14 protein-coding genes are annotated in these 16,733 nt (G+C 48.4%); 6 read left to right on the forward strand and 8 right to left on the reverse strand.

Going from position 1 to position 16,733, the window contains the following annotated elements; genetic code table 11:
• Positions 1-306: 306 nt before the first annotated feature.
• Together pheT and pheS are read right to left on the reverse strand one after the other, a co-directional pair.
• Positions 307-2,694 carry a phenylalanine--tRNA ligase subunit beta gene (gene pheT / locus ABT56_RS19270; RefSeq protein ID WP_047880549.1) on the reverse strand — a complete coding sequence of 796 codons (2,388 nt, stop codon included), beginning with the start codon at positions 2,692-2,694 and terminating at the stop codon, positions 307-309.
• A gap of 24 nt (positions 2,695-2,718) precedes the next feature.
• Entirely contained in the window at positions 2,719-3,702 is a 984-nt protein-coding gene (gene pheS / locus ABT56_RS19275; protein WP_047880550.1) for a phenylalanine--tRNA ligase subunit alpha, read from the reverse strand.
• A gap of 417 nt (positions 3,703-4,119) precedes the next feature.
• On the opposite strand from pheS, the gene ABT56_RS19280 reads away from it, so the two are divergent.
• Positions 4,120-4,380 carry a YiaA/YiaB family inner membrane protein gene (locus ABT56_RS19280; protein WP_047880551.1) on the forward strand — a complete coding sequence of 87 codons (261 nt, stop codon included), beginning with the start codon at positions 4,120-4,122 and terminating at the stop codon, positions 4,378-4,380.
• A gap of 388 nt (positions 4,381-4,768) precedes the next feature.
• On the opposite strand, the gene ABT56_RS19285 is transcribed toward ABT56_RS19280, so the two are convergent.
• The 6 genes from ABT56_RS19285 to ABT56_RS19310 form a co-directional block, all read right to left on the reverse strand.
• Positions 4,769-5,347, reverse strand: a complete 579-nt coding sequence (locus ABT56_RS19285) for a carbohydrate-binding protein (protein ID WP_053062574.1) — start codon at positions 5,345-5,347, stop codon at positions 4,769-4,771.
• Positions 5,348-5,660: 313 nt separating this feature from the next.
• Entirely contained in the window at positions 5,661-6,014 is a 354-nt protein-coding gene (rplT, locus tag ABT56_RS19290) for a 50S ribosomal protein L20 (RefSeq protein ID WP_005367388.1), read from the reverse strand.
• A 41-nt stretch (positions 6,015-6,055) separates the two neighbouring features.
• Complete coding sequence (rpmI, locus tag ABT56_RS19295) at positions 6,056-6,250, reverse strand: 50S ribosomal protein L35 (protein WP_036832349.1); 195 nt, start codon at positions 6,248-6,250, stop codon at positions 6,056-6,058.
• Between the two features lie 97 nt (positions 6,251-6,347).
• Positions 6,348-6,899, reverse strand: coding sequence for a translation initiation factor IF-3 (gene infC, locus ABT56_RS19300; protein WP_047880552.1), 552 nt, complete (start codon positions 6,897-6,899; stop codon positions 6,348-6,350).
• Positions 6,900-6,902: 3 nt separating this feature from the next.
• Positions 6,903-8,831 carry a threonine--tRNA ligase gene (gene thrS / locus ABT56_RS19305; protein ID WP_047880553.1) on the reverse strand — a complete coding sequence of 643 codons (1,929 nt, stop codon included), beginning with the start codon at positions 8,829-8,831 and terminating at the stop codon, positions 6,903-6,905.
• Positions 8,832-9,140: 309 nt separating this feature from the next.
• Positions 9,141-9,884 carry a sporulation protein gene (locus ABT56_RS19310; protein WP_047880554.1) on the reverse strand — a complete coding sequence of 248 codons (744 nt, stop codon included), beginning with the start codon at positions 9,882-9,884 and terminating at the stop codon, positions 9,141-9,143.
• A gap of 211 nt (positions 9,885-10,095) precedes the next feature.
• Here ABT56_RS19310 and hutI point away from each other — a divergent pair, with 211 nt between their 5' ends.
• The 5 genes from hutI to ABT56_RS19335 all read left to right on the forward strand — a co-directional run bounded on the left by hutI (position 10,096) and on the right by ABT56_RS19335 (position 16,660).
• Positions 10,096-11,352 carry an imidazolonepropionase gene (gene hutI, locus ABT56_RS19315; protein WP_047880555.1) on the forward strand — a complete coding sequence of 419 codons (1,257 nt, stop codon included), beginning with the start codon at positions 10,096-10,098 and terminating at the stop codon, positions 11,350-11,352.
• Complete coding sequence (hutG, locus tag ABT56_RS19320; RefSeq protein WP_047880556.1) at positions 11,345-12,361, forward strand: formimidoylglutamase; 1,017 nt, start codon at positions 11,345-11,347, stop codon at positions 12,359-12,361. Before hutI ends, hutG begins: the two co-directional genes overlap by 8 nt.
• Positions 12,362-12,376: 15 nt before the next feature.
• Positions 12,377-14,077, forward strand: coding sequence for a urocanate hydratase (gene hutU / locus ABT56_RS19325; protein WP_047880557.1), 1,701 nt, complete (start codon positions 12,377-12,379; stop codon positions 14,075-14,077).
• A gap of 16 nt (positions 14,078-14,093) precedes the next feature.
• A complete protein-coding gene (gene hutH, locus ABT56_RS19330; RefSeq protein WP_047880558.1) occupies positions 14,094-15,629 on the forward strand; it encodes a histidine ammonia-lyase in 1,536 nt (511 codons plus the stop codon).
• A gap of 161 nt (positions 15,630-15,790) precedes the next feature.
• On the forward strand, positions 15,791-16,660 hold the full coding sequence (locus ABT56_RS19335; RefSeq protein ID WP_047880559.1) for a fructosamine kinase family protein: 870 nt from the start codon (positions 15,791-15,793) through the stop codon (positions 16,658-16,660).
• Positions 16,661-16,733: the final 73 nt, after the last annotated feature.

A 16,733-nucleotide genomic window follows, 5' to 3' on the forward strand; every position in this document is an offset into this window, starting at 1 on the left:
ATTTCCGCCAACTTTTTTACGTTAAGTTCGTGTCAAATCATTGATTTCTTCTAGCAGCATTGTGCTCCTTCTGTCACCCCTATCACGCTTAAAACGAATGACTTTTGACAAAATCGACCATAACTCACTCATTTTGCGATATATATATCTACAACCATAGGTTGAAATAGGAATAATTGCTGGGTTACAAAAATTTTGCATTCTTAGATTTAGATCAAAAAAAAGCAGCCCATAGGGCTGCTTTCTATTGCTATGCATTGATTAATCAGCAAATTAGCTCTAATACTTTTGAGCTAGTCTGAACAATTAGTCACGTAGCGATGCACCAAAGCGTGATGCCAATTCAGCAACAATCGCTTCAACTGCGGCTGCAATGTCTGCTTCTTCCAGTGTACGTTCTGCTGACTGAAGTGTCAGGGCAATAGCAAGGCTCTTATTGCCTTCTTCTACACCCTTACCACGGTAAACATCAAACAGATTTACGTCTTTCAGCAGTTCACCACCATTGGCAAGACATGCTTCAACGACATCACCAGCGGCAACACCTTCGTTTACAACCACGGCGATATCACGACGGTTTGCCGGGAACTTAGATAGCGCAACGGCTTCTGGGATCACTTTAGTGTTGATCGCAGACCATTCGATTTCGAACACGATAGTACGGCCGTTTAGGCCAAACTTACGCTCAAGTTCTGGGTGAACCGTACCAATCACGCCCACTTCTTTGCCGTCTACGATGATAGCCGCAGACTGACCTGGGTGAAGTGCTGGGTGCTTAACTGCTGCGAATGAGTATGCTTTCTCGTTAGCAGACAGTTCTAGAATCGCTTCTAGATCACCTTTAAGATCGAAGAAATCAACGGTGTTGGTTTCGATATCCCAGTGCTCTTCGCTGCGCGTACCAGCAATAACACCAGCAAGCATTGGCTCTTGGCGCATGCCGTTTTCAGCGGTTTCGCAAGGGATGAAACGTAGGCCGTATTCAAACAGACGAACGCGAGGCTGCTGACGCTTCTGGTTGTGAACAACAGTGTTCAACAAACCTTGGATCAGGCCAAGACGCATTGCTGACATTTCCGCAGAAATTGGGAATGGCAGGATCAATGGCTCAACACCAGGAACAACCAGTTTCTGCTGCTCAGGCTCAACGAAGCTGTAAGTGATCGCTTCTTGGTAACCACGGTCAACAAGCAGGTTACGTACACGCTTCAGCGGTAGATCCGCTTCTTTGTGATCGTTCATGCTTAGAGCAGCCACTGGCGACTGGTTAGGGATGTTGTCGTAACCGTAGATACGGCCAACTTCTTCCACTAGGTCTTGCTCAATCGCGATGTCGAAACGCCATGTTGGTGCAACAGCTTCCCAACCTTCAGCCGTTGTTTCAACGGTCATGCCTAGACGCTCTAGGATCTCAACCACGTCTGAATCTGCAATGTGGTGACCCAGTAGGTTGTCTAGCTTAGTACGACGAAGTACAACTTTGTTTGGCTTAGGCAGATCTGCTTCAGACTCAACCGCCACAACAGGCGCTACTTCACCGCCACAGATTTCAACAAGCAGTGCCGTTGCACGCTCCATTGCATTCACTTGTAGTGCGTAATCCACACCACGCTCGAAACGCATTGAAGAATCAGTGTGCAGACCGTAGCTACGTGCGCGGCCACGGATGTGATCCGGAGCGAAGAATGCACACTCTAGTAGTACGTCTTTCGTTTCAGTCGTAACGCCAGACTGCTCACCACCAAAGATACCGGCGATAGCCAGTGCTTTGTTGTGGTCTGCAACAACCAGTGTGTCAGCGTTCAGTTCAGCTTCAGTGCCGTCTAGCAGCGTCAGCTTCTCGCCTTGCTCTGCCAAGCGTACCACGATGCCACCTTCGATCTTAGCCAGATCAAATGCGTGCATTGGCTGACCTTGCTCTAGCAGAACAAAGTTAGTGATATCAACAACTGGATCGATTGAACGGATACCACAACGGCGCAGCTTTTCCTGCATCCATAGTGGAGTTTCAGCCTGAACATTCACGTTCTTAACCACACGGCCAAGGTAACGTGGACATGCAGCCGGTGCTTTCACGTCGATAGATACAGTGTCTTCGATTGAAGCTGCAACAGCTTCAACTGCAGGCTCAGTTACGTCAGCGCGGTTTAGAACACCAACTTCACGAGCCATACCGCGAATGCTAAAACAGTCAGCACGGTTTGCAGTCAGGTCAACATCAACAGTAACGTCATCCAGACCTAGGAACTCACGGAAGTCAGTACCATTCACTGCGTCTTCTGCCAGCTCCATGATGCCGTTAGACTCAACATCAATACCCAGCTCAGAGAACGAGCACAGCATACCGTGTGATGGCTGACCGCGTAGTTTGGCTTTCTTGATCTTGAAATCGCCAGGTAGTACAGCACCAACTGTCGCTACAGCAACTTTAAGACCCTGACGGCAGTTAGACGCACCACAAACGATGTCTAGCAATTCTTCTTCGCCAACATCTACTTTGGTTACGCGCAGTTTGTCTGCATCTGGGTGCTGAGCGCACTCAACAACCTGGCCAACTTTAACGCCAGTAAAAGAGCCAGCAACAGGCAGTACGTCGTCTACCTCTAGGCCAGCCATAGTGATTTGGTGAGTTAGTTCATCAGTGGTAACCGCAGGGTTAACCCACTCACGAAGCCAAGATTCGCTGAATTTCATTATTTTTCCTCTCGGGACCCTGAATTACTTGAATTGTTTTAGGAAACGCAGGTCGTTCTCGAAGAACGCACGCAGATCGTTTACGCCGTAACGCAGCATAGTCAGGCGCTCTACGCCCATACCAAATGCGAAACCAGAGTATTTCTCAGGGTCGATGCCTACGCTACGAAGTACGTTCGGGTGAACCATACCGCAGCCTAGGACTTCAAGCCATTTGCCGTTCTTGCCTTTCACGTCAACTTCAGCTGAAGGCTCGGTAAACGGGAAGTAAGAAGGACGGAAACGAACTTCAACTTCTTCTTCGAAGAAGTTGCATAGGAAGTCGTGCAGAATACCTTTCAGCTGCGCAAAGTTTACGTTCTCGTCAACCAGCATACCTTCCACCTGGTGGAACATTGGCGTGTGAGTCTGATCGTAATCGTTACGGTATACACGGCCCGGTGCGATGAAACGGAATGGTGGCTTACCATTTTCCATCGTACGGATCTGTACGCCCGACGTGTGAGTACGCAGCATCAAATCAGGGTTGAAGAAGAAGGTATCGTGATCGGTACGCGCAGGGTGATCAGCAGCGATGTTCAGTGCGTCGAAGTTATGGAATGCATCTTCGATTTCAGGACCAGACTCAACGTTAAAGCCTAGCTCACCAAAGAACTGTTCAATACGCTCAACGGTACGCGTAACTGGGTGTAAGCCACCGTTTTCAATACGGCGACCTGGCAGAGTGACATCAATGGTTTCTGCAGCCAGTTTCGCTTCAAGCTCAGCGCGCTGAAGAGCATCTTTACGTGCTGTAATGGCTTGTTGCACTGCACCTTTCGCTTTGTTGATCTCTTGACCCGCTTCGCGACGTTCTTCTGGTGGCAGTTTGCCCAAGCTTTGTAGTTGAAGGGTTAGTTCACCCTTTTTGCCCAGGTACTGGACACGCACTTCGTCCAGAGCGACTAATGAATCAGCCTGCTCAATAGCTGCCGTTGCGTTGGCAATAATCTCGTCTAGATGTTGCATCGTTTCCTCATCCACCTACAGGTGGCGTCCTTTAGGGAGATATAAATTCGCGTAACGATACATACTAAAGAAACATCCGTCCAAATCCAAATCCAATCGTACTAAATCGACAATATTGGATGAAAAAAAAACGCCTTTATTCAATTCCCTCCGTCATTTCCACACTCTTGACCAAAATTCATCACACTCCCCCTGCTATCCAGCCCCTCCTCTACACACCCGAAATCCATCGAGCCAGCATGGCTAGCTACCGGTTGTTACCTACAACTAACATTTTCCCCAAGCATTATTTCCACATTTTTTTTCGGGTAACCCTTGCATTGTTCAAATAAACCCATTAAATTAAAAACACTGTTCGATTGAGGAAAAAATCAATCAACACATCATTTTCAAACAAACTTATCAAGGAGATAGATTATGTTCCAACAACAAGATAAATACTGGCTAGTTTATGCGAAAGCGACCTTTATCATTGCCGTAATTGCTATGACGATCAGTATCATCAAACTACCGGGCGACCTGCTTATCAAAGGCTACTACAGCATCTGCAGCTTATTTCTTGTCAGTGCCACGATTACCCTAAGTAAGGCTGTGCGGGACAATGCGGAATCACATCGTCTTATCAATAAAATTGAAGAAGCCAAAACAGCGCAAATCCTTAACGATATCGGTGATTAAACCGTCATGAGGTATCAGCAAGACTCTACGCTCAATATCACAGTACACTCGCTGGCCAAGCAATTGCAGCAGCTCCGGCTGCTGCGAAGCATACTCATACACAAAATAGAGCAACGAGCAGAAATGGTCACAACACGCCAGCAAGAACAACAACTAGCCGCCAATCAGATTGAGCAAGCAGCGGCCACTGCCAGTACCAAACCTAAAGAATACACGGACTTAATACACCATCATCGGCACGTAGGAAAAGATCTCGATAAAATCACCCGCCAGCTGGCAGGCCAAGAGAAAATACTGCGTACTATCGACACTCGCATCGCTGATAGTACGCAGCTATTAAAGTCTCCTTTACGTCAGGCAATCACCGACCCGCTTGCTAGCAATACATTTAGAGCCGCGTCCAGGCATCTTGCCACACGACCCCACGTCCCGGCTCATAATGCACAGGGCTTGACGAACACCAGAGGCCATTCGGCCACGCTCGGCATTGGTAGGATGCTCCGTTATGGGTGACAATATCACCGGGCTGATAACTACCGCCGGCAACGTAAGCATTGCCACCAACAGGCGGTGTTGGCTCAGGATCAGGTGTCAGCACAGGTACGGGTGGCTCAGGAGTAGGATCGGGGGTTGGATCAGGGTTATCACACCCATTGCCATTCACCTGCTGCCATACGCCCCAAGGCCCTGACTGAGTAGGATCTGCCCCTTGATTCCACCACTGCGCCTGCCATAGGGAGCCTTGCCAGAACACGACATTCCCCTTATTGTATACTTGGCCTGCTTGCCATTCATTGGCGCAATTTCCAGTCTGCCCGCTATCGCTCACCTGTGCCTGTACAACAGACTGGTAAACTGTGTTCGTTTTATCGATTTCAAATGCCAAGGTTACCGTTGCTTGCCCAACGTTGCTCGCACCAAACTCAATAGCAACCTGACAGGTGCTAAGGGGAATATATGAACGCATGTGAGTACACCAGCTTAAGCGTGAAAGCCATCACAACGGGTACCATACGATCGAATGGCACAAATACACAGAGCGATGTGAATATGTTGGTATCTCATCAAAGAGTAGATTTGTATACCCGAGTTCTCCCCAATATGCAGAATTGGGAGAAAGCATTAGTTTGAGCTACAGGGGTTCGAGCTACAGGCGAATCTAGAAAGACGACAAGACAGCTTCAAGGCATGAAGGGAATGATATGGGTCTTGGGATAAATGGTAAAAATGAAAAAAGGAGAGCCGAAGCTCTCCTTTTCCGTAAAAACTAAACTGTAAAATTACAGAGCAGCTTTTGCCTTCTCAACAAGCACTGTGAAAGTTGCTTTGTCGAATACAGCGATATCAGCAAGGATCTTACGATCGATTTCGATAGACGCTTTCTTCAGACCGTTGATCAAACGGCTGTAAGACATACCATTCTGACGAGCAGCAGCGTTGATACGTGCAATCCATAGTTGACGGAAAGTACGTTTCTTCTGACGACGGTCACGGTAAGCGTATTGACCAGCTTTAGTAACAGCCTGGAAAGCTACGCGGTAAACACGTGAACGTGCACCGTAGTAACCTTTAGCTTGTTTTAGAACTTTCTTGTGACGTGCACGCGCTTGTACACCACGTTTTACGCGAGGCATAGGAGACTCCTAACTAATTAAATGTAAATACTGAAAAACTATTAAGCGAACGGAAGCATGCGAGCAACTGCAGCCACTTCACACTTAGGAAGGATTGCATTTGGACGTAGCTGACGCTTGTTCTTAGTAGTACGTTTAGTCAGGATGTGACGCTTAGTTGCGTGCTTAAACTTGAAACCACCAGCAGTTTTCTTAAAACGCTTAGCAGCACCTTTGTTGGATTTCATCTTAGGCATGATGAGACTCCGCATTGTTGAATGTTAATAACATAGTAATCAGGCGAACAAAAAGCGCTGCAGCTAAGCAGCGCCTTATGCTACTTGAATGCCGTAATTACTTCTTCTTAGGGGCAAGCATCATCGTCATTTGACGACCTTCAACCTTATTAGGGAAGCTTTCTACAACTGCTAGGTCGATCAAGTCTTCTTTAATACGGTTTAGAAGGTCAATACCAAGACTCTGATGGGCCATTTCACGACCACGGAAACGTAGTGTGACTTTACCCTTGTTGCCCTCTTCTAAAAAGCGACTCAGGTTGCGCAGTTTTACCTGATAATCGCCTTCGTCTGTACCAGGACGGAATTTAACTTCTTTTACCTGGATTTGTTTCTGCTTTTTCTTTTGCTCTTTAGCAGCCTTGCTCTTTTCGAACAGGTACTTACCATAGTCCATCACACGACAAACAGGTGGCTCGGCATTAGGGCTGATTTCAACCAGATCGACACCAGCCTCATGAGCAGTTTCCATTGCTTCTTCGATAGAAACAACACCGATTGACTCACCATCAATACCAGTCAGACGCACTTCGCGTACTCCGCGGATTTCGCCATTTAGACGGTGTGCATTCTGCTTAGCTGGTGCTTGGGTTCTTTTTGTGCCTTTAATACCTTATTCCTCCACAACATTGAGTGTGCGACTGCTAATATCCTGCTGCAAGAAAGCAACAAGATCATCAATCTTATATTTACCCAAATCTTTACCCTTGCGAGTACGTACTGCAATCTCGCCTGCTTCGACTTCTTTGTCACCGCAGACAAGCATGTAAGGTACACGCTTCAAAGTATGTTCGCGGATTTTAAAGCCAATCTTCTCATTTCTCAAGTCCGCATTGACACGAATTCCAGATTTTTGAAGTTTTTCGACTACTTGTTGTACATATTCCGCTTGGCTATCAGTAATATTCATTACAACAGCCTGCTGTGGTGCCAACCAAGTAGGGAAGAAGCCCGCGTACTCTTCGATTAGAATACCGATAAAGCGCTCTAGAGAACCAAGGATAGCACGGTGGATCATAACAGGCGTATGACGCTCGTTATCTTCACCTACGTAAGTAGCGCCTAGACGCTCAGGTAGTGCGAAGTCTAACTGAACTGTACCGCACTGCCAAGCACGATCTAGACAGTCGTGCAGTGTAAACTCGATCTTAGGACCGTAGAACGCACCCTCGCCCTCTTGAATTTCATATGGGATATCCATAGAGCCAAGAGCAAGTTTCAGGTCAGATTCAGCTTTGTCCCACATTTCGTCAGAACCAACACGCTTCTCTGGACGAGTTGATAGCTTAACTACAATGTTATCAAAACCAAATGTCTGATAGGTATCATAAACCATCTTGATACAAGATGTCACCTCTTGTTGTACCTGACCTTCAGTACAGAAGATATGTGCATCATCCTGTGTGAAGCCACGTACACGCATCAGGCCGTGAAGCGCACCTGATGGTTCGTTACGGTGACAGCAACCGAACTCAGCCATACGCAATGGCAGATCACGGTATGATTTCAGACCTTGGTTGAAGATCTGAACGTGGCCCGGACAGTTCATTGGCTTGATTGCATATTCACGGTTTTCAGAAGACGTCGTGAACATGTTCTCTGCGTACTTGTCCCAGTGACCAGAACGTTCCCAAAGAACGCGGTCCATCATTAGAGGACCTTTAACTTCCTGATAGCCGTATTCGTTCAGCTTGTCACGAACGAAAACTTCTAGCTCGCGGAATACAGTCCAGCCGTTGTGGTGCCAGAATACCATACCAGGTGCTTCTTGCTGCATGTGGTACAGGTCAAGTTGCTTACCTAGTTTACGGTGGTCACGCTTAGCGGCTTCTTCAAGGCGAGTCAGGTGAGCTTTCAGGGCTTTCTTATCGGCAAATGCTGTACCGTAGATACGCTGCAACATCTTGTTATCGCTGTTACCACGCCAGTAAGCACCAGCAACGTTCAGCAGTTTAAAGTGCTGGCAGAAGCTCATGTTAGGAACGTGTGGACCGCGACACATGTCGATGTATTCTTCGTGATGGTAAAGACCTGGACGATCGTCACGTGAAACGTTCTCGTCTAGAATTTCCATCTTGTAGGTTTCACCACGTGCTTCAAACGTATCACGTGCTTCCTGCCAGCTGACCTTTTTCTTGATGACATCGTACTTGGTTTTAGCAAGCTCAATCATGCGCTTCTCAATCGCGTCAAGATCTTCTTGAGTCAGCGATTGCTCTAGGTCTACGTCGTAGTAGAAACCGTTGTCGATTGTTGGACCAATCGCCATTTTCACATCAGGGAAAAGCTGCTTGATAGCATGACCCAGAAGGTGAGCACATGAGTGACGGATGATTTCCAGGCCATCTTCATCTTTGGCTGTGATGATTTCAAGGCTTGCGTCATTTTCGATTAGATCACACGCATCAACGCGCTCACCATCTACACGACCAGCGATACAGGCTTTTGCCAGACCAGGGCCGATTGACATTGCAACGTCCATAGTAGATACGGCGTTATCGAATTGACGCTGACTACCGTCAGGAAGAGTAATTACAGGCATGTATATATCCTTTACAGTGGTGTTGCATACCAAGCAACACATGTTGAAAAGAGAAAAATGAAGGCTCGGCAACCGTCACTCAGTAATACGAATACCGGAACGTGCCGAAGACCGAATTGTACCTAGCTCATTTTTATAATGCAAAGCGCATTTCGCCGCGAGTTACGTTCGCGGCGAATAATTGGCATAATAATAAAGCGCAATATTGCAATCTTAATTTACAGGGAGGATAAAGGATTTTCTCCTTGAAATGTCAAGCACCAATAAGCACTTATCAGTGATCACTGCTACGCGCCTTATTTGCCGAAATTATAAACCCAACGTAGGTAACAGGGCTTGGCGGATCTCCCCTTCAGTAGCTGACCGCGATAGAGTAAATGAACGATATTGGTCACCGCCGCTAAAACGCCGATCAATTTCTGTCAGGCAATGAACATAATTTCCATTAAGGATAAATGTCAGCTCAATCTCTTTCTTATCCAAGAAAGCGCCATTACTAAACTCCAACTCTTGATAGCAACCGGATACAGATTCAAATCCATTACCTCGGCAATAGCCGCTTTCCACATCCGCCTTGACCATTTCGAAACCGGCCTGCTCAATAATTGATATTATCTTTTCGACCACAGGCAGCGGCTTGATCTCAATATAATCGCGATCACTCGGGTCAAGGGCAAAATCAATATCAAGTTCGGTTTCCAGCCAGACTTTGCACTGATTGTAACGGGCATTAACGGCCGTTACCGGTATTTCATCATGCAACTGGAGGGTAAACGGAACATGCCTTTCCTCTCCCGCCCCTATCTCAAAGGGTTCCGTCGCGCAAACATGTCCGAGGGTAATCGTCTGATAGCTCACACCATTATCGTCGCTTTCAACTTTCATTTCACAGTTGAGCTTAATTGTAATCGCGTCGATATGCTGCTCGACATCTCCCCCTGTTATCTTGACCAATCCGCGCAGAGACTCACCTTGGAATACACTGGTTTGTTCAAGCACAGTATCAACCTTTGCTGCACCAACACCCAATGAAGCCATCATTTTCTTGAACATACGTATTTGTCCTTTTTGCCGCTAATCCGTTTGGCACCCATTAATTCAAAACACCATTACCCAATACAGGCGCTTCAATCAAGGGGGTCGCTTGAAAGTTGCGTAACCCCACAAACTTCAACACCGTTTTTTTGCCCCGATTAATTTTCAACTATGTTCAATATACCCATTAAATTTCAATTATTTGTATATGCCCGCAAAGGAGACCGTGATGGGACTGCTAATCACCAATGCCAACCTGACATCTGCAACACCGGGGGAAACGGGATACGCCCCAAGCACGGCAACGGCTATCGCAATCCACAACGGTCTTATCGCTGCAATAGGCGACAAGAAACGTTGCCTGCAGGCGCTGTCATCCACCAGCACAATCACCACAATTGATGTTCAGGGACAGCTCATTACCCCTGGACTTATCGACTGTCATACCCACCTTGTCTTTGCCGGCAACCGTGCTCGTGAATTCGAACAACGACTCTCTGGTGTGTCCTACCAAACCATTGCCGAATCAAGCGGGGGGATCCTCGCTACCGTCAGCGCAACTCGTGAAGCAAGCGAGGAAACGCTCTACCAACTCGCCAATGAACGCCTGCAAGGATTCAAGAATAATGGCGTAACTACCATTGAAATTAAATCAGGTTATGGCCTGACCCTTGCGGACGAATGTAAGATGTTGCGAGTTGCCCGTAGGCTTGGCCAGCAGGCCGATATCAAAGTTGTAACGACACTGCTTGCCGCCCATGCTATCCCACCTGAATTTACCGGCAATGCCGATGGGTATATCGACCATATCTGCCAAGCGATTATTCCAGCCGTCGCTAACGAACGTCTTGCTGACGCTGTTGATGTATTTTGTGAGAAAATCGCTTTTACACCCCAGCAGTGCCGACGCGTATTCGAAACAGCTCGGAATTACGGGCTGGCAATCAAAGGCCATACCGAGCAGCTTTCAAATATGGGTGGCAGTGCCCTCGCCGCTCGGTTAGGCGCCTATTCTGTCGACCACATAGAGTATCTCGATACCGAGGGCGTAGCGGCACTGGCAGCTTGCGGCACTGTGGCGACACTGCTCCCTGGCGCTTTCTATTTCTTGGGCGAAACCCAACTTCCCCCTATCGATCAACTCCGCAGGCTCGACGTTCCCATGGCGATTGCCAGTGATTTCAATCCGGGGACTTCGCCTATCGCCTCTTTGCGAACCATTATGAATATGGCTTGTACGCTTTACAGGCTCACCCCTGAAGAATGCCTTCGTGGTGTCACCATTCATGCCGCCAAGGCCCTAGGCTTAGATCATGACAGAGGTGAAATACGGGTTGGTATGGCAGCAGATCTGGCTATTTGGCGACTCTCGCACCCCGCTGAGCTCTCTTATTGCATCGGCGTACCTGATCTCACGGCACGTATTGTTGACGGCCACTATTTCCCACAGGCTGTAGGACAGTATTCTGGAGGACAATATGCCTAGTGATATGTCTGTTTGGCAAGGTCGCAGTGATCCCGAAGACGGTGATCAGGGCTTACGTTGGCATCAACTCATCCAACCCGCAGAGGATGCCAACGATGAGGGCATCATGATTCTGGGGTTCGCTTGTGATGAAGGCGTAGCCCGCAACAAAGGCAGAATCGGTGCCTACGATGCGCCGATATCCATCAAACGAGCCCTCGCCAATCTGGCTTGGCACCATAACAAGCCAATTTACGATGGTGGCGATATCCGATGTGATGACGGTAATTTGTCCCTTGCACAATACCGTCTCAGCGAAGATGTCTGCCAGTCGCTACGGCAACGTCACCGACTCATTGTTCTGGGAGGCGGCCACGAGGTTGCTTGGGGTACATTCCAAGGGATAGGCAACTACTTGCTGCAAAAACAGCAACCTGAACCACTTACTGCACAAGAATATACATGCCATCCTCCAACCGTGGGGATTATCAACTTCGATGCCCACTTTGATTTGCGCAATCCCCCAGTTCAAACTCAGGTAGAACAAGGTAGCTCAGGCACCCCCTTCCACCAGATAGCCCGCTTTTGTGAACTGCAAAACTGGCCTTTCCATTATGCATGCCTTGGGATCAGCAGAGCCAGTAACACCCAAGCACTATTTTCGAAAGCCGACCAGCTTGGTGTGCTCTATGTTGAGGATAATGAATTAAACGCCAGTGATATTGCAGCCGTTAGTGAAAAACTATCGTTGTTTATCCAGCAATCTGATTACCTGTACCTGACTATCGACATGGATGTATTCCCAGCATCTGCCGCCCCCGGTGTCAGTGCCCCTGCCACTTACGGTGTACCACCAACCGTTGTCGACCAGCTACTCCATATTGTTCTTGATGCCAAAAGCCAATCTGGCGAAAGCAAAATACTGGTCGCCGATATCGCCGAATATAACCCAAGGTTTGACATTGATGGTCAGACCGCACGCTTGGCCGCGCGGCTAGTTTGGACGATCGCCCGCGCCTTTAGCCGATAGCAAAGGAGAGCTCTTATGCCTACTTCCCCCCCTTCATGCGACCGCTTTGACATAGACCGAAAAATATTTGCGCCAACAGGTTCACAGCTCAACGCAAAATCCTGGCTCACGGAAGCACCACTCCGGATGCTGATGAATAATCTACATCCTGATGTCGCCGAGCATCCTCATGCTTTGGTTGTCTATGGTGGGATAGGCCGAGCCGCACGCAACTGGGAATGCTTCGACAAAATTATCGATGTGCTAAAACGGCTCGAGTCTGATGAAACCTTACTCATCCAATCAGGCAAGCCGGTAGGCGTATTTAAAACCCACAGCAATGCACCCAGAGTACTTATCGCAAACTCGAACCTTATTCCCCATTGGGCCAACTGGGAGCATTTCAACGAGCTCGATAAAGCAGGCTTGATGATGTACGGCCAGATGACCGCTGGCAGCTGGATCTATATTGGATCACAAGGGATCATCCAAGGCACTTATGAAACATTTGCTGCTATGGCCCGAAAACATTTCAATGGTGACGCAAGAGGACGCTGGATCCTCACGGGCGGATTGGGGGGAATGGGTGGTGCACAACCTCTCGCGGCAACGATGGCTGGTTTTTCGTTGATCGCCGTCGAGTGCGATGAATCCCGTATTGATTACCGAATAAGAACTGGCTACCTCGATAAAAAAGCCACCTCGCTTGACGAAGCGCTATCTTTCATCGTGCACAGTCAACATATCGATGCTCCCATTTCTGTCGGCTTACTCGGTAATGCTGCTGATATCTTTGAAGAAATTGTAGCCCGAGGCATTGTCCCCGATTGTACCACAGACCAAACCTCCGCCCATGACCCCCTCAACGGCTATTTGCCGCAAGGCTGGACACTCAAACACGCTGTTGAAATGAGGAAAACGAATGAGGCAGCCGTCATCGCAGCAGCCAAACAATCGATGGCGAATCAAGTCAAGGCAATGCTCGCTTTGCAGCAAGCCGGTTCCGCTACCGTCGACTACGGCAACAACATCCGCCAAATGGCCTTCGAGCAAGGGATCACCAATGCTTTTGATTTCCCGGGCTTTGTCCCGGCCTATATTCGCCCATTATTCTGCGAAGGCATCGGGCCATTTCGTTGGGCAGCCCTTTCCGGCGATCCTGATGACATCTACAAAACGGATCAAAAAGTCAAAGAACTGATCCCTCACAACCCCCAACTCCATCACTGGATCAACATGGCGCAAGAAAAGATCCAATTCCAAGGACTGCCAGCACGGATATGCTGGGTCGGACTGAAAGATCGAGCTCGCCTCGGGCTAGCTTTCAATGAAATGGTCAGGAATGGCGAACTAAATGCCCCTATTGTGATCGGGCGGGATCATCTCGATTCAGGCTCTGTTGCCAGCCCCAATCGCGAAACCGAAAATATGCTCGATGGCTCAGATGCAGTATCCGACTGGCCACTACTCAACGCCATGCTCAATACCGCATCTGGCGCTACTTGGGTATCACTGCACCACGGCGGAGGCGTTGGTATGGGGTTTTCCCAACATGCTGGCATGGTCATCGTTTGTGATGGCACAACCGACGCAGACCAACGGCTCCAACGGGTCCTGCACAACGATCCGGCAACCGGCGTTATGCGCCATGCCGATGCAGGCTACGACATTGCCATACGCTGCGCAGAGGAGCACTCGCTTGATTTACCTATGCTAATGAAAAAAAAGAATAAATAAGCAAAAGGATAATGATATGCCCCACATAGAAATCAAACCGGGTGAACTGTCACTGACCCAATTACGGATGGTCAGCCGGAATCGCGTGACACTGTCACTCCATCGTAGTGCTTATGGAAAAATGGCAGAAAGTATCCGAATCGTCGAGAAAATAATTGCAGAAGAACAAGTAGTATACGGTATCAATACCGGCTTCGGATTACTTGCCAACACCCACATCGATGCGAAGGATCTCGAGATTCTTCAGCGTAGCATTGTCCTTTCCCATGCCGCTGGGATTGGTGATTTTATGGCAGACCACACCGTCCGCTTGATGATGGTACTTAAAATAAACAGTTTGGCCCGTGGATATTCAGGGATCCGGCCTCTAGTCGTCGATTCTCTTATCCGCTTGCTCAATGCCGACGTTTATCCTTGTATTCCCCAAAAAGGATCCGTTGGTGCGTCCGGTGATCTCGCGCCACTGGCTCACATGAGTACCGTACTGCTTGGTGAAGGCCAGGCTCGATACCAGGGAGAGATCATCAAGGGTGATGCCGCTCTAAAAATCGCAGGGCTAACCCCACTGACCCTCGCCCCCAAAGAAGGGTTGGCCTTGCTTAATGGCACCCAAGCATCCACGGCATTTGCCCTTGAGGGACTCTTTGCTACCGAGGATCTCTATGCTGCCGGAACGGTTTGCGGCGCTATGTCTGTCGATGCTGCTTTAGGCAGCAGAAAGCCTTTTGACAAACGGATACATCAGGCTCGTGGTCACCAAAGCCAAATTGATGCTGCGAGGGCTTACCGTCACCTTCTTGATGAGCATAGCGAAATAGGCCTATCCCACCAGCAATGTGACAAAGTACAAGATCCCTACTCACTTCGCTGCCAGCCACAAGTCATGGGGGCCTGTTTGCAACAAATTCGCCAGGCGGCGGAGGTATTGAGAATCGAAGCCAATGCTGTCTCAGATAACCCTATTATTTTTGCCGACGACACAGAGATCCTCTCTGGCGGGAACTTTCATGCCGAACCGGTGGCGATGGCGGCCGATAACCTCGCTCTGGCTATTGCAGAAATAGGCAGTCTATCAGAAAGACGCACGGCACTGCTTATTGACAGCAATCTAAGCAAGCTGCCACCATTTTTGGTGAATAACGGCGGCGTTAATTCCGGGTTCATGATTGCACAAGTCACCTCTGCAGCCCTTGCCAGCGAAAACAAAACTCTTGCCCATCCCGCGTCCGTCGACAGTCTGCCAACCTCGGCAAATCAAGAGGATCATGTATCAATGGCCACCTTTGCCGGCAGACGGCTTGCCGATATGACAGACAACACCCGGGGAATAATCGCGGTCGAATTACTTGCCGCCAGCCAAGGGCTGGACTTTCGCTTACCCAACCGAAGCTCACCGCGGTTAGAACAAGCCAAGTCCATGTTACGTGCCCGTGTCAGCTTCTACGACAAAGACCGCTATTTTGCTCCGGATATAGAACAAGCCACAATCCTCGTTGCCGAGGCAAAATTTCATCAACTTATGCCAACCGGATTACTGCCAAGTACGCATTAAGATAATGGCATTTTCCGTACGTCCACTCTCATTCAAGCGTGATGAAAGGCACAGCATCGGTAAAAGCATGATAAATGCCTAATTCTTAATACCATAAATAGTCTACTATGTTTGAGAGGTTATTTTCCCCTCACCTAGATTGATGTTTCGTGGAGGATGCTATGTGGCAAGCGATTTCACACCAACTTTCCGAGGTACTCGGTAAGCCGTTTCAAATCACAGAACGGGAACCCGTTGAAGGCGGTGACATCAACGCCTGCTATTGCATAGGAAATGGCCAAGAACGCTATTTTGTGAAAATCAACGATCGCGACCAACTGGCGACATTCGAAACTGAAGCCGATAGCTTGCGCTTACTCAATGAAACTGACTGCATCGCAGTCCCACAATTCATCCATATCGGGACAGCTAAGGATAAATCCTTCCTAATATTGAATTATTTACCGACTAAGGTAATCAACGATCAAGCAGCCTTCGAGCTCGGACAGCAGCTAGCCAATATGCATGCTTGGGGAGAGCAAGTCGAATACGGTTTTGATCTGGACAATTATATTGGCCTGACCCCTCAACCTAACCAATGGCGTCGCAAATGGTGTCGTTTTTTCGCCGAGCAACGTATTGCTTGGCAATTACAACTTTGTAGTGAAAAAGGCATCCACTTTGCCAGCATTGATACGATCACAGCCAAAGTCATCAACCTATTGATGCACCATCAACCCAAGCCCTCTTTGCTGCATGGTGATTTATGGCATGGTAATACGGCGCTAACCGTTGATGGTCCGATCATTTTCGACCCGGCGAGTTACTGGGGGGATCGTGAATGTGACATCGCAATGACTGAACTATTCGGAGGCTTCCCGACATCTTTCTATGACGGCTACCAATCCATCTGGCCGTTAGACGAGGGCTATATCGCACGTAAGCCCCTGTATAACCTCTACCATATCCTTAATCACTGTAACTTATTTGGTGGTAGCTACATTACTCAGGCTGAACAGGAAATGCGGAAACTAGGGCTTATTGGCGACTGAGGATACCTCGATTAGTCTTGGGCATAAAGGGTTATTATGTTAGTTTATCAATACTTACATATCAGTCCCCTAC

The organism is Photobacterium aquae, assembly GCF_001029445.1.
In the GTDB taxonomy this organism is placed as follows: Bacteria; Pseudomonadota; Gammaproteobacteria; order Enterobacterales; family Vibrionaceae; genus Photobacterium; species Photobacterium aquae.